The 20,010-nt window shown below is 28.9% G+C and carries 17 protein-coding genes; 14 read left to right on the forward strand and 3 right to left on the reverse strand.

The window, feature by feature from the left end:
* The 10 genes from Q1J48_RS00085 to disA form a co-directional block, all read left to right on the forward strand.
* The coding region (locus tag Q1J48_RS00085; protein ID WP_300360508.1) for a 3-oxoacyl-[acyl-carrier-protein] synthase III C-terminal domain-containing protein at positions 1-622 on the forward strand (622 nt) is incomplete at its 5' end.
* A gap of 73 nt (positions 623-695) precedes the next feature.
* Entirely contained in the window at positions 696-1,607 is a 912-nt protein-coding gene (gene fabD / locus Q1J48_RS00090) for an ACP S-malonyltransferase (protein WP_300360510.1), read from the forward strand.
* An 82-nt stretch (positions 1,608-1,689) separates the two neighbouring features.
* A complete protein-coding gene (gene acpP, locus Q1J48_RS00095) occupies positions 1,690-1,914 on the forward strand; it encodes an acyl carrier protein (protein ID WP_300328362.1) in 225 nt (74 codons plus the stop codon).
* Between the two features lie 65 nt (positions 1,915-1,979).
* A complete protein-coding gene (gene fabF, locus Q1J48_RS00100) occupies positions 1,980-3,212 on the forward strand; it encodes a beta-ketoacyl-ACP synthase II (protein WP_300328359.1) in 1,233 nt (410 codons plus the stop codon).
* A 12-nt stretch (positions 3,213-3,224) separates the two neighbouring features.
* A complete protein-coding gene (rnc, locus tag Q1J48_RS00105) occupies positions 3,225-3,935 on the forward strand; it encodes a ribonuclease III (RefSeq protein ID WP_300328357.1) in 711 nt (236 codons plus the stop codon).
* Positions 3,935-4,987, forward strand: coding sequence for an elongator complex protein 3 (locus tag Q1J48_RS00110; protein ID WP_300328354.1), 1,053 nt, complete (start codon positions 3,935-3,937; stop codon positions 4,985-4,987). Before rnc ends, Q1J48_RS00110 begins: the two co-directional genes overlap by 1 nt.
* The gene (locus Q1J48_RS00115) at positions 4,962-6,323 is read left to right on the forward strand and encodes an Rne/Rng family ribonuclease (RefSeq protein WP_300360511.1); all 1,362 of its coding nucleotides are present in this window, start codon (positions 4,962-4,964) and stop codon (positions 6,321-6,323) included. The genes Q1J48_RS00110 and Q1J48_RS00115 overlap by 26 nt, the downstream gene beginning before the upstream one ends.
* A gap of 106 nt (positions 6,324-6,429) precedes the next feature.
* The gene (gene coaD / locus Q1J48_RS00120; protein WP_300328349.1) at positions 6,430-6,924 is read left to right on the forward strand and encodes a pantetheine-phosphate adenylyltransferase; all 495 of its coding nucleotides are present in this window, start codon (positions 6,430-6,432) and stop codon (positions 6,922-6,924) included.
* 11 nt (positions 6,925-6,935) lie between these two features.
* Positions 6,936-8,309: a DNA repair protein RadA gene (gene radA / locus Q1J48_RS00125; RefSeq protein ID WP_300360513.1), complete on the forward strand. Its 1,374-nt coding sequence runs from the start codon at positions 6,936-6,938 to the stop codon at positions 8,307-8,309.
* Positions 8,310-8,327: 18 nt separating this feature from the next.
* Positions 8,328-9,374 (forward strand): DNA integrity scanning diadenylate cyclase DisA, encoded by a 1,047-nt coding sequence (gene disA / locus Q1J48_RS00130; RefSeq protein ID WP_367181824.1) that lies wholly within the window; start codon positions 8,328-8,330, stop codon positions 9,372-9,374.
* A 41-nt stretch (positions 9,375-9,415) separates the two neighbouring features.
* Here the strand turns inward: disA and pepT are convergent, their stop codons facing one another.
* Positions 9,416-10,648: a peptidase T gene (gene pepT, locus Q1J48_RS00135; RefSeq protein WP_300360514.1), complete on the reverse strand. Its 1,233-nt coding sequence runs from the start codon at positions 10,646-10,648 to the stop codon at positions 9,416-9,418.
* A 217-nt stretch (positions 10,649-10,865) separates the two neighbouring features.
* Here pepT and Q1J48_RS00140 point away from each other — a divergent pair, with 217 nt between their 5' ends.
* Positions 10,866-12,467, forward strand: a complete 1,602-nt coding sequence (locus tag Q1J48_RS00140; protein ID WP_300360515.1) for an AbgT family transporter — start codon at positions 10,866-10,868, stop codon at positions 12,465-12,467.
* A 68-nt stretch (positions 12,468-12,535) separates the two neighbouring features.
* On the opposite strand, the gene Q1J48_RS00145 is transcribed toward Q1J48_RS00140, so the two are convergent.
* Together Q1J48_RS00145 and trkA are read right to left on the reverse strand one after the other, a co-directional pair.
* Positions 12,536-13,987: a TrkH family potassium uptake protein gene (locus Q1J48_RS00145; protein WP_300360517.1), complete on the reverse strand. Its 1,452-nt coding sequence runs from the start codon at positions 13,985-13,987 to the stop codon at positions 12,536-12,538.
* A gap of 9 nt (positions 13,988-13,996) precedes the next feature.
* A complete protein-coding gene (gene trkA, locus Q1J48_RS00150; RefSeq protein ID WP_300328332.1) occupies positions 13,997-15,352 on the reverse strand; it encodes a Trk system potassium transporter TrkA in 1,356 nt (451 codons plus the stop codon).
* A gap of 165 nt (positions 15,353-15,517) precedes the next feature.
* Here trkA and Q1J48_RS00155 point away from each other — a divergent pair, with 165 nt between their 5' ends.
* From Q1J48_RS00155 to Q1J48_RS00165, 3 genes are all read left to right on the forward strand, one after another.
* Positions 15,518-18,085 carry a heavy metal translocating P-type ATPase gene (locus tag Q1J48_RS00155; protein ID WP_300360518.1) on the forward strand — a complete coding sequence of 856 codons (2,568 nt, stop codon included), beginning with the start codon at positions 15,518-15,520 and terminating at the stop codon, positions 18,083-18,085.
* Between the two features lie 219 nt (positions 18,086-18,304).
* Entirely contained in the window at positions 18,305-18,646 is a 342-nt protein-coding gene (locus Q1J48_RS00160) for a metal-sensitive transcriptional regulator (protein ID WP_300328328.1), read from the forward strand.
* A 57-nt stretch (positions 18,647-18,703) separates the two neighbouring features.
* Positions 18,704-19,513 carry a DUF3109 family protein gene (locus tag Q1J48_RS00165; protein ID WP_300360520.1) on the forward strand — a complete coding sequence of 270 codons (810 nt, stop codon included), beginning with the start codon at positions 18,704-18,706 and terminating at the stop codon, positions 19,511-19,513.
* The last annotated feature ends 497 nt before the right edge of the window (positions 19,514-20,010 follow it).

Here is a 20,010-nt window from a genome sequence, read left to right on the forward strand (position 1 = left end):
TGGAAAAGCTTTAATTCAAAGTGGTATGTATAAAAAAATACTGGTAATTGGAGCAGAATCTATTTCTAGATTAGTGGATATGCAAGATAGAAATACAGCTATTCTTTTTGGAGATGGAGCGGCAGCAGCGGTTCTAGGAGAAGTAGAAGAAGGGTATGGAATAATATCTTCTTATATGGGAACAGAAGGGGTAGATGATGATACTCTTAGAATAAAAGCAGGGGGAACTTTATATCCAGCTACTGTTGAAAGAGTTGAAAATAGAGAGATCTACTTAGAAATGAATGGAACAGATGTATTTAAATTTGCAGTAAGAGCTTTACCTCATGCAACTAAAGAGGCAGCAAAAAATGGAAATGTAAATCTAGCAGATATAGATATATTATTCCCACATCAAGCAAATTTAAGAATTATAGAATCAGCAGCAAAAAGATTAAGAATACCTATGGAAAAAGTATATTTAAATATTCATAAGTATGGAAATACTTCAGCTGCATCAATTGGACTTGCAATAGGAGATGCTTTAGAAGAGGGAAGATTGAAAAAAGGGGACCTAATTGCTTTAACAGGATTTGGAGCTGGTTTAACTTATGGTTCTCTTATAATGAGATGGTCTAAATAAAAAAATAAATATTGACTAAAAAATTAGATTATGATAAAATTACTGATGTAATTTTATAAAAATGGAGGTTAAAGTGTCTAAAATAGCTTTTGTTTTTCCAGGACAAGGAACTCAGTTTGTTGGAATGGGAAAAGATATATATGAAAATAATGAGATAGCTAGAAAAGAATTTGATAATATTTTTGAAACTCTTTCTTTTGATCTAAAAGAGGCTATGTTTAATGGTCCTGAAGATCTTTTAAAGAAAACAAAATATACACAACCAGCAATAGTTGCTATGAGTTTAGTTTTAGAAAAATTAGTTAGAGAAAAAGGGATAAAACCAGAATTTGTGGCTGGACATTCTGTTGGTGAATATGCTGCAATGGGATCAGCTGGATTTTTAACTATTTCTGAAGCAGTAAGACTTACATCTTTCAGAGGAGAAGTTATGAATGAAATAGCTGAAAGTGTAAATGGTGGAATGGCTGCTATCATAGGAATGGATTCTGATACTATAATTGAAGTGTTAAAAGAGATAGATGGAGTTGTTGAAGCGGTAAACTTCAATGAACCAAAACAAACAGTTATAGCTGGAGAAAAATCTGCAATAGAGAAAGCGTGTGAGTTGTTAAAAGAAAGAGGTGCAAGAAGAGCTATGCCTCTTGCTGTATCTGGACCTTTCCACTCTTCATTAATGAAACCAGCTGGAGAAAAATTAAGAGAAGAAGCAGAGAAATTTAATTTTAAAGAGGCGGAAGTTAAACTTGTAGCTAATACAACAGCTGAATTTTTAACAAAACCAGAAGAAATAAAAAATGAAATTTATTCACAAAGTTTTGGTCCAGTTAAATGGGTTGATACAATAAAAAAATTAAAAGAAAACGGTGTGGATACAATTTATGAAATAGGTCCTGGAAAAGTTTTAGCAGGTCTTATTAAAAAAATTGATAAAGAAATTAATGTTATAAATATTAATTCAGTAGAAGACGTAAATAATTTATAAAAACTATTGAAAAGTATAAATAAATTTGATAATATTAATATGTAGAGTTGCGAAGTAAATAAAATTTAGGAGGATATAAAATATGTTAGACAAAATAAAAGAAATAGTAGTTGAGCAATTAAACGTTGATGCTGATCAAGTAACACCTGAGGCAAACTTCGTTGAAGATTTAGGAGCAGATTCATTAGACACTGTTGAATTAATAATGGCTTTTGAAGAAGAATTTGACGTAGAAATTCCTGATACAGATGCTGAAAACATAAAAACAGTTCAAGATGTAATTGATTATATCGAAGCTAACAAGTAAGAAATCTTAAAGGGGATGAAAAGAAATCCCCTTTATTTTATATATACAGAATATGAGGTGATGAGATGAGAAGAGTTGTAGTTACAGGACTAGGTCTTATTACAGCTTTAGGGACAGGATTAGAAAAATCTTGGACAGCTATAAAAGAGGGAAAAAGTGGAATAAAAACAATAGAAAGTTTTGATACTACAAATACTCCTGTTAAATGTGCCGGAGAAGTTAGAGATTTTGATCCAGAGGAATTTGGAATAGATAAAAAAGAAGTAAAAAAATTAGCTAGAAATACACAATTTGCTATTGCAGCTTCTAAAATGGCTCAAGCAGATTCAAATTTAACAATAGATGAAACAAATGCTACAAGAGTAGGAGTTATAGTTTCTTCAGGAATTGGAGGAATGGAAGTTTTTGAAAAGCAAATAGGAACAATGCTTGAAAAAGGAAACAGAAGAATATCTCCATTTACAATACCTTCAATAATAGCTAATATGGCAGCAGGAAATGTTGGTATTTATCTAGGAGCAAAAGGACCAAATAAAGCAGTTGTTACAGCTTGTGCAGCAGGAACTCACTCAATAGGGGATGCTTTTGAAACTATAAGATTAGGTAAAGCTGATGTGATGTTTGCTGGAGGTACAGAGGGTTGTATAACAGAATTTGGAATAAATGCTTTTGCTAATATGAAAGCTTTATCAACTAATCCAGATCCAAAAACAGCTTCAAGACCATTTACAGTGGATAGAGATGGATTTGTAATGGGAGAAGGAGCAGGAGTTTTAGTTTTAGAAGAATTAGAACATGCAAAACAAAGAGGAGCTAAAATCTATGCTGAGGTAATAGGTTATGGAGAAACTTGTGATGCTCACCATATAACAGCTCCAGCAATAGATGGTGCAGTAAGAGCATTTAAAATGGCTTTGGAAGAGGGAAATATAAATTTAGAAGATGTAACATATATTAATACACATGGAACATCAACACCTCTTAATGATAAAAATGAAACAGCAGCTATAAAAGAAGTTTTTGGAGATATAGCTTATAAAATGAATATATCTTCTACAAAAGGAGCTACTGGTCATGCTTTAGGTGGAGCAGGAGGAATTGAAGGAGTAATTTTAGCAAAAAGTATAGAAGAAGGAATTATTCCTCCAACAGCAAACTATGAAAATCCTGATCCAGAATGTGATTTAAATTGTACACCAAATGTAGCTGTAAATAAAGATATTAAAGTTGGAATGTCAAGCTCATTAGGATTTGGTGGTCATAACGCTGTAATAGCAATGAAAAAATTTGAAGATTAATTAGGAGAAGATATGGAAGTGGATTTACAATTAGATTTTAATTCTTTAGAAGAAAAAATAGGATACAAATTTGAAAATATAAATTTATTAAAAAATTCACTAGTACATAGATCCTTCGGTAATGAAAATAAAAAATATAAAAAAATAAATAATGAAAGACTAGAACTGCTAGGAGATGCAGTTCTAGATCTTATCGTTGCAGAATATTTATATAAAAATCATACTAATTATACTGAAGGGGATTTAGCAAAAATAAAATCTATGGCTGTAAGTGAACCAGTTTTAGCTAAAGTTTCAAGAAAGTTAGGTTTGGGGGAATATTTATATTTAAGTAGGGGAGAATTATTAACAGGAGGAAGAGATAGAAGTTCTATACTTGGAGATCTATTTGAGGCTGTACTAGGAGCTATTTATCTTGACTCAAATTTTGATACTGCCAGAAAAGTAGCCTTATTTCATTTGAAAACATATATTGATCATATAGAAGAGGACGAAGAGATAATGGACTTTAAAACTATTTTACAAGAATATAGTCAAAAAGTTTATAAACAAGTTCCTGTATATGAAGTGGTAAATGAAACAGGTCCAGATCACAAAAAACTTTTTGAGATTGTAGTGAAAATTGGAGACTCAATCCAAGAAAAAGGAATCGGAAAAAGTAAAAAAATGGCAGAACACGGAGCAGCTCAAGCTCTTTGTAAAAAGTTAGGTGTAAAATACTAATGAAACATTATAATATCCCTATTTTTATAAGTCATTATGGCTGCCCAAATGCTTGTGTTTTTTGTAATCAAGTAAAAATTAATGGAAGAGAAACTGATGTAACAATAGAAGATTTAAAAAATATAATAGATGAATATTTAAAAATACTTCCAAAGGATTCTTATAAAGAAGTAGCTTTTTTTGGTGGTACTTTTACAGGGATCTCTCTTGGGAAACAAAAAGAATATTTAGAAGGTGTAAAAGAATATTTAGATAAAGGACTGGTTCAAGGAATTAGACTTTCTACAAGACCAGATTATATAAATAAAGAGGTTTTAGATCAATTAAAAAAATATAATGTAACTACAATAGAACTTGGAGTACAGTCATTGGATGAGGAAGTTCTTAAAAAAAGTGCTAGATATTATCCAATAGAGGTGGTTTATGAAGCCTCAAAATTAATAAAATCTTATGGAATAGACTTAGGAATACAATTGATGCCTGGATTACCAGGATCTACATTTGAAAGTGATTTAGAAACTGCTAAAAAAGTTGTTAAGATCTCTCCTGAAAATGCAAGAGTCTATCCAACTCTTATAATAAAAGATACAGAGATGGAAAGAATGTATAAAAGAGGCGAGTATGAAGTATTCACTTTAGATGAAGCTATAAAAAGATGTAGAAAGATAATAAGTTTATTGGAAATAAATGGAATAAATATAATAAGGGTTGGACTTCAACCTTCTGATGATTTAAGAGAAGGTGGGGTTGCAGTAGAGGGAGCTTTTCATCCAGCATTTAGAGAGCTAGTAGATGGAGAGATTTATTTTAGTTTTTTGAAAAATATTGAATTGAAAGATAAAAAATTAGAAGTTGAACTTAATGAAAGATTAGTTTCAAAAGTTGTGGGGTTAAAAAGAAAAAATATGAAAAGACTTGAGAATTTAAAACTTTCAATAAATAATAATATTCCAATTACAAAAATTATTGTAAATGGGATAGAGTATCAAAGAGAGGATATTTTACAAAAAGAACTGGGTGAGAGTTATGAACAAAATAGTAATAAGTGTTAATGACTTTCAAAGAAGAGCAGCTATTTTAGAAGATGAAAAAGTAGTAGAAATTTTTAATGAAAGAAATGATGAATCAAATATTATAAAAAATATTTATAAAGGAAAAGTAGCTAATGTTTTACCAGGAATGGAGTCAGCCTTTGTAGATATAGGACTTGAAAAAAATAGTTTTCTTTATGTTGACGATTTGAGAGAGTTCGAAGAAAAATATTTAAATGGAATTGTTAATAGTAATAAACCTATTGAAGATTTACTTACAGTAGGAGATCAGGTTGTTGTTCAAGTTTTAAGTGTCCCTAGAGGAAATAAGGGGGCAAGAGTGACAACTAACTTTACTATTCCAGGAAAATATCTTGTTCTTATGCCAAATAATGATCATTTAGCTATTTCTAAAAAAATAAAAGATGAGTCCGAAAGAAAGCGTCTTGAAGAAATATTTAAAGAGATAAAGCCAGCAAAAATGGGAGTCATTATTAGAACAGCAGCTCAAGGAAAATCTATTCACCACTTTGAAAGAGAGATGGTTTATCTTGTTAAGAGATGGGAAGAGATAGAGAAGAGAATAAAAAAAGCTAAAACAGGAGAGCTATTATATAATGATAATGATATAGTTACAACTATTTTAAGAGATGTATTAAATAATACAATAGATGAACTTATAGTTGATAATGAAAAAGTTTATTTAGATATAATAGATTATATCAACACTTTTAGTGAGAATAATATATCTACTAGAATAAAACTTTATACAAAAAATAAAGATATATTTCAAGAGTATGGGGTAGATGCTGAAATAGAAAGAGCATTACAAAAAGAGGTTTGGCTTGATTGTGGAGGTTATTTAGTAATTGAAAAAACTGAAGCCTTAGTGAGTATAGATGTTAATACTGGAAAAAATACAGGAAGTTATAATCTAGAGAGAACAGTTTTAAATACAAATTTAGAGGCAGCTAGAGAGATACCGAGACAATTGAGGTTAAGAAATTTAAGTGGAATAATAATAATAGATTTTATTGATATGAAACTTCAAGAGGATAAAGATCTTGTAATACAACAGTTAGATGCAGAATTACAAAGAGATAGAATAAAAAATAATATAGTTCATTTTACAGATTTAGGGCTTATAGAGATGACAAGAAAAAGAGTTGGAAGAACACTTAGTTATTTTTATGAAAAAGAATGCCCTATTTGTAACGGAAAAGGAAAAGTAAAGTCTAATGAAGCGATAGTTTTAGATATTTTAAGAGATATAAAACAAGTAGCAACTGAAAAGGATGTAAACAAAATTTATATTCAGACTAAAAAAGAGATTATAAAAGAGATAAAAAATAGTTAATTTGATATGATCTCAGAATATTTAAAAGCAAGAAAAAAACAATTTATTTTAGAGGAAAAGGATATATTAAATTATGATATATCTCTTGGAAAATAATGGAGGATAAATGAAAGTAGGGGTATATTCAGGAAGTTTTGATCCGATTACTCTAGGGCATCAAGATGTTATCAAAAGAGCAGCTAAAATGTTTGATAAAATAGTTGTAGTTGTTGGAAATAATAGTGAGAAAAAGTATTGGTTTTCTTTAGAAGAAAGAACAGAGATGGTAAAAGAACTTCTAGGAGAATATGAAAATATAGAGATTGATTCTTATTCTGGTCTTATTGTAAACTATGTTTTAGAAAATAACTATGATGTTATAGTAAAAGGGGTTCGTAATCAAGAAGATTGTGCTTTAGAACTTTATTTTGCAGATGGAAACTATATGATATCTGATAAAAAAGTAGATACAGTTTTTTTACCTGCTTTAAAGGAATATATACATACAAGTTCAACTGCTGCTAGGGAGATTGCAAGATATGGTGGTAAAGTAGAATGTTATGTAGATAAGAGAATAGCTACAAGAGTATTGGAAAGAGGAAAAAAATTTGCTCCTAAATAAAGGGGGAATAGATGAAAAAAGAAAAGTCTATGTATGTTTGCAAAGAGTGTGGATATAAAAGTATAAAATGGATGGGAAAATGTCCTAACTGTGGCGAATGGGGATCTCTTGAAGAAGAGGTAGAGGTTACAGTTGCTAATAAAAAAATTCCAAAAGGTTCATTGAATTTTCAAGAGATAGATGAAAAATTGGTTTCTTTTGATGAGATTAAAATGGAAGAGAACTTTAGATATAAAACTAAGGTTAAGGAGTTTGATAGACTTCTTGGTGGAGGTTTAGTTCAAGGAGAGGTAATTTTATTAACAGGAAATCCTGGGATAGGAAAATCAACACTTTTATTACAGATGGCAAATGAATATACTGAGTATGGAGATATAATTTATATTTCTGGAGAGGAATCTTTATCTCAGATAAAAAGTAGAGGAGATCGTCTTGGAATAAAAAATAAAAATTTATATTTGATGTCAGAAACAAATGTGGATAAAATTTATGAATATATTTCAGAACGTAAACCAAAAGTTGTTATAATAGATTCGATTCAAACTTTATACAGTGAAACAAGTGACTCTATTGCTGGAACACCGACACAAATAAGAGAGGCAACTTTAAAAATAGTTGATGTAGCTAAGAAAAATAATATTTGTTTTTTTATAGTAGGACATATAACTAAAGATGGAAAAGTTGCAGGTCCAAAGATGTTAGAGCATATGGTTGATGCTGTATTTACTTTTGAAGGGGAAGAGGGACTTTTTTATAGAATATTGAGAAGTGAAAAAAATAGATTTGGTTCAACCAATGAACTGGCTATTTTTAGTATGGAAGAGGATGGACTTAGGGAGATACAAAATTCCTCAGAGTATTTTATAAGTGAAAGAAATGAAAAAAATATAGGTAGTATGATAGTTCCTGTGTTAGAGGGAACAAAAGTATTTTTATTAGAAATACAAACTCTTATAACAGAGGGAAATCCAATAGGAATACCAAAAAGAGTTGTACAAGGATTTGATAAGAATAGAATACAGATATTGATGGCTATTGGAGAAAAGAGAATGGGAATAAACCTTGGAACTAAGGATGTTTTTGTTAATATTCCAGGTGGAATTTCTATAAAAGATCCAGCAGCAGATTTAGGGGCATTGATTTCTTTGATGTCAGTTTATAAAAATGTTGAAATAAGCCAAAAAATAGCAGCTATTGGAGAGCTTGGTTTAAGAGGAGAGATCAGAAAGGTATTTTTTATAGACAAAAGGTTAAGGGAGTTAGAAAAATTGGGATTTAAAGGAGTGTATATCCCAGAGGCTAATAGAAAAGAGGTAGAAAAAAAAGATTATAAATTAAAATTAATATATCTTAAAAACTTAGATGAGTTTTTAGAAAGGATTTAATATATGGATAGAGAGAAAATGTTAGATGTGTTTAGCTTGGTTCAACCAGGGACAAAGTTAAGAGAAGGATTAGATAATATTTTAGATGGTAATAAAGGGGCTTTAATAGTAGTTGGAATAGATGAAGAGGTCGAAAAGATAATAGATGGTGGATTTTTATTAGATTGTGAATATACTCCGGAAAGACTTTTTGAATTATCTAAAATGGACGGAGCTATTATCATAGATGAAAAAGTCTCGAAAATTTTATATGCCAATGTACATCTTCAACCAAATATTAAATATTTAACAGATGAAAGTGGAACAAGACATAGAACGGCTCAAAGGGTAGCTAAACAATTAAATAGATTAGTTATCGCCATATCAGAAAGAAAAAGAGTTTTAACTTTGTATAAAGGAGAAGAGAGATATAAATTAAAAAGTCTTTTGGAATTAACTAATGAGGCATCACAAGCATTTAATACTCTAGAAAGATATACAAAGGTATTGGAGCAAGGACTTGGAAATTTAACAATTCTTGAATTAGATGATATGGTAACAGTGGAAGATGTTTGTCAAGTTTTACAAAAGTTTGAAATGATAAACAGAATAAAGAGATATGTGTACGAATGTATTCAAGAATTAGGAAGTGAAGGAAACTTAATAGATCTTCAGTTAGAAGACTTATTAAAAGGGATAGCTGACGAGAAAAAAGAGTTTTTAAGTGATTATTATTTAAAAGAAGAGGAAGATCAAGATTTAGAGAAATTAAAGCAAAGTTTATCTGAAATGGATGATACAGAGATATTTGATTTAACAAAAATTGCTAATCTTTTGGGATATGGTAAGACTGCATCAAAATTGGATAATACAATTACTCCAAAAGGATATAGAATACTTGGAAAATTTGGAAAAATTAATCCAAAAGATATAGATGCTCTTATTGAAAAATTTGGAGATCTTCCAAAAATACAAGAGGCTAGTGTAGATGAACTTGTAGAAACAAAAGGAATAAGTAAATTTAAAGCAAATGCGATAAAAAAAGGTATAGAAAGATTAAAGTTTACAATAGAATTAGACAAATAAAAAAAATCTCCTAAGCGGAGATTTTTTTTTGAACTAAATTATTAAAAATCGTATTTAGCTACATTTTCAACAATTCTAACTATTAATTCCTTAGCTTTTAACATAGAATTTGTTGGAATGTATTCAAATTTTCCGTGGAAGTTATGTCCACCAGTAAATAGGTTAGGGCAAGGTAAGTTGTTATAAGAAAGTCTTGCTCCGTCAGTACCTCCTCTAATAGGAGAGATTTTTGGTTTTATATCTAGCTCTTCCATAGATTTTTTAGCTATATCAACTATATACATAACTGGTTCGATTTTTTCTCTCATATTGTAGTAACTATCAGTTAATTCAAGTTCAATCTTAGCATCTTTATATTTTTTTGATAAGAATGCTACAGCTTCTTTGATAAGTTCTTTCTTTTCGTTGAATTTTTCCATAGAGTGATCTCTTATGATATATTCAACCTTAGTATTTTCTATAGTTCCATTCATTTCACATAAAAGGAAGAATCCTTCATAGTTTTCAGTATACTCTGGTCTTTGTTCAACAGGAAGAAGAGAGTTTAATTCATTAGCAAGTAGTATAGAGTTGATCATACTATTTTTAGCAGTTCCAGGGTGAATATCTCTTCCTTGGAATTTAACAATAGCTGTTGCAGCGTTAAAGTTTTCATATTCTAATTCTCCAATTTCTCCACCATCAACTGTGTATGCAAATTGGCAATTAAATTTTTTAACATCAAAAAGGTTAGCTCCTCTACCAATCTCTTCATCAGGAGTGAAACCTATTTTAATTTCTCCGTGCTCTATTTCTGGATGTTCTTTTAAATATTTAATAGCTTCTATAATTTCAACAATACCAGCTTTGTCATCTGCACCTAATAAAGTATTTCCATCTGCAACTATTAGATCTTGTCCAATATATCTAGTTAAAGATTTAAAATCTTTAGGAGAAAGGATAATATTTTTTTCCTCATTTAAACATATATCTTTACCATCATAATTTTTTACTATTCTAGGATTAACACCTTTTCCACTATATGAAGGAGCAGTGTCCATATGAGCTATAAATCCGATAGTAGGAATATTTTTAGAAGAGTTAGAAGGTAGTTTTGCCATTATGTAGCAATTTTCATCTAAACTTACATCTTCTAGTCCTAATTCTTTTAAATCTTCAACAATAACTTTAGCTATATTCCATTGAATATCACTGCTAGGACAAGTTATGCTGTCTGGATCAGAATAACTGTCAATTTTTACGTATTTAAAAAATCTGTTAATTAAATTTTCCATAGTCTTAAACTCCTTGTTATATATTGATAACATATTGTAATACGGATTATTATTATTTTCAACCCTAACTTTAAAAATCATTGAATACGAACAACTAATTAATAAAAAATAAATTTATGTTGATCTATTATATATTATGTGTTAAAATTAATCTGATAATTCTTTATGTAAATATAAAGAATTAAAAATAAACATATAGATATGGGGGATAGTAAAAATGGGAAAAAGTGTGAAGAAAAGTAGGTTAGATAATTTTCTAAATTTTGTAGAGATTGCAGGGAATAAGTTGCCACATCCAGTCGCAATGTTTTTTGGCTTCTTTGTAATAACTATAATTTTTTCATTTATTTTATCTAAAATGGGGGTTTCAGTAAGTTACTCAGAAATATCGAAGAGTACAGGACAAGTGGTTCAAAAAACAACAACAGTTCAAAATTTATTGACAAATGAGGGTATTAGAGGAATATTTACATCTGCAGTTAAAAACTTTACAGGACATGCAGCATTAGGATCAATCGTTGTAGCTATGTTAGGGGTAGGTTTAGCAGATGGAACAGGATTATTAAGTACATTAATAAAAAAATTAGTTCTTTCTACACCAAGAGGATTAGTATCAGCAATAGTTGTTTTTGCTGGGGTAATGTCAAATATAGCTTCTGATGCAGGATATGTTGTGCTTATTCCATTAGGTGCTGTAATTTTCCTATCTTTTGGAAGACATCCGTTAGCGGGAATAGCAGCAGCTTTTGCAGGGGTTTCCGGAGGATTTTCAGCTAACTTATTAATAGGAACAACAGATCCATTATTAGGGGGAATCAGTACTTCAGCAGCTCAAATAGTATTACCAGGATATTCAGTTGATGCAACAGCAAACTACTTCTTTATGTTTGTATCAACATTCTTAATAACAATAGTAGGAGCTTGGTTAACAGATAAGGTAATAGAACCAAGACTTAAAGAATATAAAGGTCCAAAATTAGAGATAGATGAAAAGACAGAGCTAACTAAAGAAGAGAAAAAAGGTATAAGAATGGCTCTTATCTCAATAATTATATTTATAATTTTAATTTTATTGATGATATTACCAGAAAATGCAATCTTTAAATTAACTCCTAAAGAGGTAGAAGCATTTGTAGCAGCAAATCATAGACAACCTGGAACAATGGAATTATTAAAACCATTCTTTGGTCAATCAATAGTTTTTGTATTGATGTTAGCATTTTTTATTCCTGGTTTAGCTTATGGAATTACAGCTGGAACAGTAAAATCTCATAAAGATGTAATAAAGGCTTTAATAAAAGCAATGTCTTCTTGTGGACAGGTTTTTGTTATAATATTTATCTCAGCACAATTTGTTTATGTATTTACAAAATCAAATATAGGAATAGTAATTGCGGTAAAATTAGCAAATATTTTAAAAAGTATGGGTATAACAGGAATAGCAGCAGCAGTTGGATTAATTTTCTTAACAGCTTTTGTAAATCTATTTATAGGTGGAGCTTCATCAAAATGGTTAATGTTATCGCCAGTATTTATTCCAATGTTTGTAGAATTAGGATTATCTCCAGAGTATACACAATTAGCTTATAGAATAGGAGATTCAACAACAAATATAATTTCGCCTTTAATGTCATACTTCCCAATCATTGTTGGATTTGCTGCTAAATATTCAGAGCGTGAAGAAGATATGGGAATGGGAACAATAATAGCGATGATGTTACCGTATTCAATGGCATTCTTAATAAGCTGGACTGGATTATTTATAATTTGGACATTATTAGGATTACCAATTGGCCCTGGAGTATCAATGTTTATATAAAAAAATCTTTCTAAATAAAACTTAACTAAAAAAGAGGTATCAAATTTATTTTTGATACCTCTTTTATATTATTTATATTTTTTATAAAGATTTGGTGAGAATAGTATAAGTATAGGAAAGATTTCTAATCTACCTAAAAGCATACTAAAGGATAAAACTATTTTATTTATATCGGAAAAGTGTGAGTAGTTTGAAGTTGGTCCGACAACTCCTAATCCAGGTCCGATATTATTAAATGTAGCTGTTACAGCACTAAATGCAGAAACAAAGTCTGGACTTTCAGGTGCAATACATAGGATTAAAAGAAAGAATACAGAAATATAAAGTATAAGATAAGTACTAATACTTCCAAATAATTCCTTAGAAATTATTTTTCCATCCATTTTAATACTAAATATTCTATTTGGAGTTCCAGTTTTTCTAAATTCATTTATAGCAGATTTTAATAGAACAACAACTCTTGAAACTTTAAAACCACCAGCAGTAGAACCAGCACATCCACCCATAAACATTAAGACTAATAAAATTGTCTTTGAAAAGACAGGCCAAGTATCAAAATCAGCGGTAGAAAATCCAGTTGTTGTAACTACTGATGAAACAGTGAAGAAAACATCTCTAAAAAGATGAGATATACTGTCATACATAGGAGCAATATTTATACAGATAGATATTATTGCTAAAGTAACAGCACCAAGATAAAATCTTAGTTCTTCATTCTTATATATTTGTTTAAAGTTTTTTAAAATTAAAGCATAGAAAAGATTGAAGTTCATACCACAGAATAACATTCCAAAACCTAAAACATATTCAATGTAAGGGCTATTATAGTAAGCAACACTGTTGTTTTTTATCCCGAATCCCCCTGTACCAACAGTACCAAAGGCATGGATAACAGCATCAAAAAGTGGCATTCCTCCAAGAAGTAAGAATATAACGATGATAGCTGTAATGCAAAGATAGATCATATATAAAATTCTAGAGTTGTATGACATTTTTGCAACTAATTTACCAACAGTAGGTCCAGGAACCTCAGCTTTCATTATATGTAAAGATTGATTATTATTTTGTGGCAAAATAGCCAAGGCTAAAACTAAAACTCCCATACCACCAACAAGATGGGTAAAGCTTCTCCAGTATAAAAGAGATTTATTTAAAGCTTCGACATTTGTAAGAATACTAGCTCCAGTAGTTGTAAATCCACTGACTACTTCAAAGAAAGCATCTATAAAAGATGGAATTTGTCCTGTTATAACAAATGGAAGAGCTCCAAATATAGAAAGAGCTATCCAAGAAAGTGATGTTGTAACTAATCCTTCTTTAGCAAAGAATTTCATATTATCAGGAACTTTTCTAGACAAAAGAAATCCTAAAAAAAGTAATATTCCAATGGTTGAAAAATAAGAAATTTTAAAAATAGTTTCTTCTTTATAAATAAAACTTAAAATCAAAGGAACAACCATAAAACCAGCTTCTAATTTTAGGATAACACCTAATACATATTTAATCATTTTATTATTCACTTAATTCACCTATTTTAAAATTTTATTAACATCATTTAAATATTTTTCAGTAGTAACTATTATTATTCTATCATTTTCTAAAAGAATATCAGATCCTCCAGGGAAGATTAAACCACCATTTCTAATTATATATGTAATAAGAACATTTTTTTTGATTGGTAATTCTTTAAGAGGAACATTAGTAAGAGGACTATCTTTATGAATTTTAAACTCGATAGCTTCTACTTTATTATCAGCTAATCTATAAAGAGTTTCAATGTTTTCTCCCTGTGATCCAATAAGAGATCTAACGGTTTTTATAATATTATCAGCAGTTAATTTTTTAGGTGTTACAATAGATTGAAGTCCATCAAGTTCTAAGAAATTAAAAAGGGAAATACTATTAACTTTAGTGACAGTTTTTTTAACTCCCATTTTATTAGCATACATAGAAATTATAATATTTTCTTCATCTATACCAGTTAAAGAAACACAAGAATCAAATTCTTTAATTCCTTCTTCTTCTAATAATTGACTGCTTGTACCATCTCCAAAGATAACGCTTGCATGTTCAAAACGTTCACTTAACTCTAAAGCTTTTTTCTCATTTATTTCTATGATTTTTACATTCATTTTTTTACTAAGTAATAAATCAGTTAGATAATAAGAAATTTTTCCTCCACCAATAACAAGGACAGATTTAATTCTTTCTTCTTTATGCCCTAAAGATTTATAAAATTCAGAAAGTTCGGCTTGAACTCCAGTAACATATATTCTATCACCTGATTGTAAAATAAAATTACCAGTAGGAATATGTATCTCCTGCCCTCTTTGGACTATACAAACAAGAAGGGTACTAAAATACTTATGTTTAAAATCAACAAGTTTTAATCCATCAAGATAAGTATTTTTTTCAACCAATACCTCAACCATATTTACTTTGTTTCCAGCAAAGGATTCAACATTTAAAGCATTTGGAAACTCTAAGTTCTTTGCTATAAAATAAGCTGCTTCAGCTTCAGGGTTAATCATTCTGTCAATTCCTAAAGATTCGCTCATGAATTTCATTTGTGAAGAATATTCAGGATTTCTGACCCTAGCAATTGTATATTTTGCTCCAAGTTTTTTTGCCATTATAGATGAAATTATATTTATTTCATCAGAATGGGTAACAGCTATAAAAATATCTGTGTTATTGATATAAGCTTCTTTAAGGATTTCACAGTCAGCTCCATTCCCAACAAGCCCCATAATATCCGATGAAGATAAAATTCTATCTAATATTTTAGAATTTTCTTCTATAAGTGTAATATCATTTCCTTCAGTAGAAAGATCTTTACACAGCATTTCTCCAATTTTTCCAGCCCCAACTATTACTATTTTCATCTTTTCACTTCCTAATAATAAAATAAAGTCTAGGCTAATTATAACAGATATTACATAAATATACAAATGAAAAATAGATATAAATTATATTCTGATTGTTGACTTTTTTAATAAAATATGGTATTCTTAGTTATAGGGGGGTACCCTATTTGAAAGGAGATAATTATGGATAAAAAATTTAAATTAACTGGTGTTGGTTGCATAATGTGTGTTAACAAAATAGAAGGAGCATTTAAAGAGTTTGCAGGAGTTAGTTCTGCAAAAGTTGATTTAGCAACTAAAGTGTTGTCTATTTCTTTTGATGAAAATAAAATTGGAAGAAAAGAAATAGAGGATAAAATTGTAGAATTAGGTTACGGAATAGAATCTGAAGTAACTGAAGATGTAAAAAAAAAATGTAATTTAGTTATTGAAGAGGAAGAAAAAAAATGTGAAACTTCTAAAAAAGTTGAAGATTTTTCAGATAAAAAGATTTCTCAAATAAGTTTAAAGATTGAAAATATACATTGTCAGGCTTGTGTCGCAAATATAGAGAGAAATATAGGTAAGATGGACGGTGTAGCAGAAGCTGTAGTAAACTTAGCAACAAATAAGGGGAGATTTTTATTTGATGAATCAAAAATAAAAGTTCAAGATATTATAGATAATATAAATGGACTTGGGTATAAGGCTTTTAGAGAAGAGGAAATCACAGAAGAGTTTTTTAAAGAAAAAGAGCATTTAGAAAAAAGAGAATTATTAGAGTTTAAGATTTCGATAGTTTTAGCTTTAATAGTATTTTATATAACAATGGGACATATGATAGGATTCCCCCTACCAAATATAATTAATCCAGCAAATAATCCAATAAATTATGCTTTGATTCAACTTATTTTAACAATTCCAGTATTGATAACAGGAAGAAACTTTTATACAATTGGAATATCTTCATTAATAAAAAAAGCACCAAATATGGATTCACTAATAGCTTTAGGAACTGGTGCAGCATTCTTATATAGTTTATATGGAACATTCCAAATTTTTGAAGGAAAAGTGGAGTATGTGCATAGTTTATATTTTGAGTCTTCGGTGGTTATAATTGCTCTAATAAGATTTGGAAAACTTTTAGAAAAAAGAAGTAAAGGAAAGACTTCTGAGGCAATAAAAAAATTAATGGGTCTACAATCAAAAACAGCCACTATTGTAAAAAATAATCAATTATTAAAAATAGATGTAAAAGAAGTAATGCTAGGAGATATAGTTTTAGTAAAACCTGGTGAAAGTATACCAGTTGATGGAAAAGTTATAGAAGGAAACACATATATTGATGAATCAATGCTTACAGGAGAAAGTATCTCTGTAAAAAAAGATCTCGGTGACAGTGTTTATGGAGCTACAATAAATCAAAATGGTGCTATAAAAATAGAAGCAACAGCAGTAGGAAAGGATACTGTACTTTCTAAAATAATAAAACTTGTTGAAAATGCTCAAGAGGTAAAAGCCCCTATAGCTAAAATAGCTGATGAAGTTTCTAGATATTTTGTACCTATTGTTATTTTAATAGCCTTAGCTTCTAGTCTGATTTGGTATGTTTTAGGAGTTACAGGAAAGGTACAACTTTCAGAAACACCAGAAATATTCTCTCTAACAATATTAATATCTGTATTAGTTATAGCTTGTCCTTGTTCCTTGGGACTTGCTACACCAACAGCTATAATGGTTGGAACTGGAAGAGGTGCAGAGTTAGGAATATTAATAAAATCTGGTGAGGCTTTAGAAAAAGCACATAAAGTAAATATGATAGTTTTTGATAAAACAGGAACTATCACAGAAGGAAAACCAACAGTAACTGATGTAGTTTTAGAAGATAAAAATTATTCAGAAGAAAAAGTATTAGAGTATGTTGGAACTTTAGAAAAATATTCTGAACATCCATTAGGTGAAGCTATAATAAAAGAAAGTGAAAAAAATGGAAAAGTTTTAGGAAAATTAAATGTTGAAAATTTCTTGAGTATTTCTGGAGAGGGAATAGTTGGGGAGATAGAAAATAAAAAAATTTGTGTTGGAAATAAAAAATTATTTATAAATAGAAATATAGAAAAATTTAGTGAAGAAGAAGGAAATAAATTAGCGAGAGAAGGAAAAACACCAATATTTGTAGGAATAGATGATAAATATATTGGAGTCATTGGTGTGGCTGATAAAGTAAAAGAAACTTCTGTTGAAAGTATAGCAAAATTGAAGAGAATGGGTATGAAAGTGGCTATGATAACAGGAGATAAAAAAGAGACAGCAGAAATAATTGGAAAAAATGTAGGAATAGATATTATATTATCAGAGGTAAGTCCAGAAGATAAATATTTAGAAGTAAAAAGATTACAAGAAGAGGGATATAATGTAGCAATGGTAGGAGATGGAATTAACGATTCCCCTGCATTATCTCAAGCAAATATTGGTATAGCAATAGGTGGTGGAACAGATATCGCAATAGAAAGTGCTGATATAGTTCTTATGAAATCTGACTTACAAGATGTTGAAGTAGCTATAAGACTTAGCCATGCTACAATAAAAAATATAAAAGAAAATTTATTCTGGGCATTTTTATATAATAGCTTAGGTATACCAGTAGCAGCAGGAGCTTTATATATTTTTACAGGTAGTTTATTAAATCCAATGATTGCTGGTGGAGCTATGGCGATGAGTTCTGTTTCAGTAGTTACTAATGCTTTAAGACTTAGAAAATTTAAAAAATAATTAAATAAGATTAAAATATAGTTTATTAAAAAAGAAGCTTTAGTAGCTTCTTTTTTAATAAATATGATAAATTTTAAAATAAAAAAGATAAGAAATTAAATTATTATTATAGAGCATTTAAATTTTTAAATGTAAGAAATAAATAGTAACCTTGACATAGGAAAAACTATCAGTTATACTCTAAATGAATAATAATTTTTTTAAGAAAAGGAGGAAAAAATGGATAAAAAAATATGTAAAGAGTGTCAGTGTGACGGGAATGAAGAGAAAAAAAGTTTTTGTGCAAATTATTGTACTTTAGAGATAAAGAAAAAATTAAAAATAAGACTAAATAGAATAGAAGGACAAATTAAAGGGATAAATAATATGATAGAAAGAGATGCTTATTGTGATGATGTTTTAAATCAAATTTCATCAGTTAGAGCAGCTTTAGGGGGAGTATCAAAATTAATTTTAGAAGGACATCTAAAACATTGTGTAGTAGATGAGATAAAGGCTGGAAAAGAAGAGAAAATAATAGAAGAGTTAATACATACATTGGATAAAATGTTAAAACTTTAATTTGATAAAAAGTTTTGATTATAGTTGAAAAAATTTAAAAGTTTTAAGGGAGAAAAAATGAATTATTTTTTATTTTTAAATCATCCAAAGGGAGAGGAAGTTTATAAAGTTTCTAAAAAAGCTGAAGAGATAGCAAGAAAATATTTTTCACAAGAAAATATGCTAGAAACTAAAGTAAAGATAGATGGAAAAGAGTATGATGCAATAGTTGACTGGGAAGTGTTTTCTAAGGATTCAAACTTTGATTGTTTTAATTGTAATAATGACTGTTGTGCAGATAGTCCTTCAAAATTAAAAACACAAACAAGAAAATTATTAATAGATAGTAAAGATGAATTTAATGAAATTACAAAGAATATAGATATTGCTTATGAGTTAGGGTATGAAGAGGAAGATCTTTTAGAAGAAATTGAAAAAGAGGAAGAAAGAGAGATAATAGAAAGCATAGAAGAGGAAACAGAGATGTGTTTCTATGGATATAAAAGAGAGGATAGAGCAACTCTTTGTGGGATTCACTCTCTTTGTTTCAATAAAAATATGGATTATAAAGAGGTATGTCACTATAAACCTTTAGTGTGTTTACTTTGGCCTCTTGAAATATTATCAGAAGATGATAATTCAAAACTGTATATAACTTTACCAGACGATTTTACAAATAGTTTTACTATAGAAAATTATTATGAAATTCCATGTATCAACAAAGAGTATTCACAATCTATGATATTTAGAAAAAGAAATATGAAAGGTTTTTCAGAGGAAGATTATAAACCTTTTATAGAGCAGTATAAAGAAACTTTAATTAATACTTTAGGAGATGAATTTTATCAAAGTGTTAAAAATAAATTAGAAAAAAATAATTATCTGTAAAAAATAAAAAATGGAGCCATCTCATTTTTAACAGTTTGTGTAAAAGTGCTGAAAAGAAATTTTCTTCTCAGCATTTTTTTATTTAAATAAACATTTTTTTATATTATATGAAAATAGCTTCTATTTTTTTATTTAAAATAAAAAGAGACAAGTAAGTTAATAATAAAAAATTATCAATTTGCAACAACCATTTTTTATAATTAATATATTATTTTATTATAAATATTTTTAGAGAATAAAATTTAATTTAAATGGTATTAATTATTTATATAAAACAAAAAATTAATTCTATAAAATTATTAAAGATTGAATAATATATAAAACAAATAGAAAATATATTTTTAAAAGCAACAAAGTTTCTGGTAAAAGTCATTGAAAAATAAAGAAAAAATTTAAAAATTAAAAAAATTAAAAAAGAATTGTTGACAAAAAATAATATGTGGGGTATAATAAATCTTGTCCGTGAGAAACGGAACGAAGGACATTAACAACAGAAT

The sequence above is a fragment of the Fusobacterium sp. genome, from assembly GCF_029258315.1.
Classification (GTDB): domain Bacteria; phylum Fusobacteriota; class Fusobacteriia; order Fusobacteriales; family Fusobacteriaceae; genus Fusobacterium_B.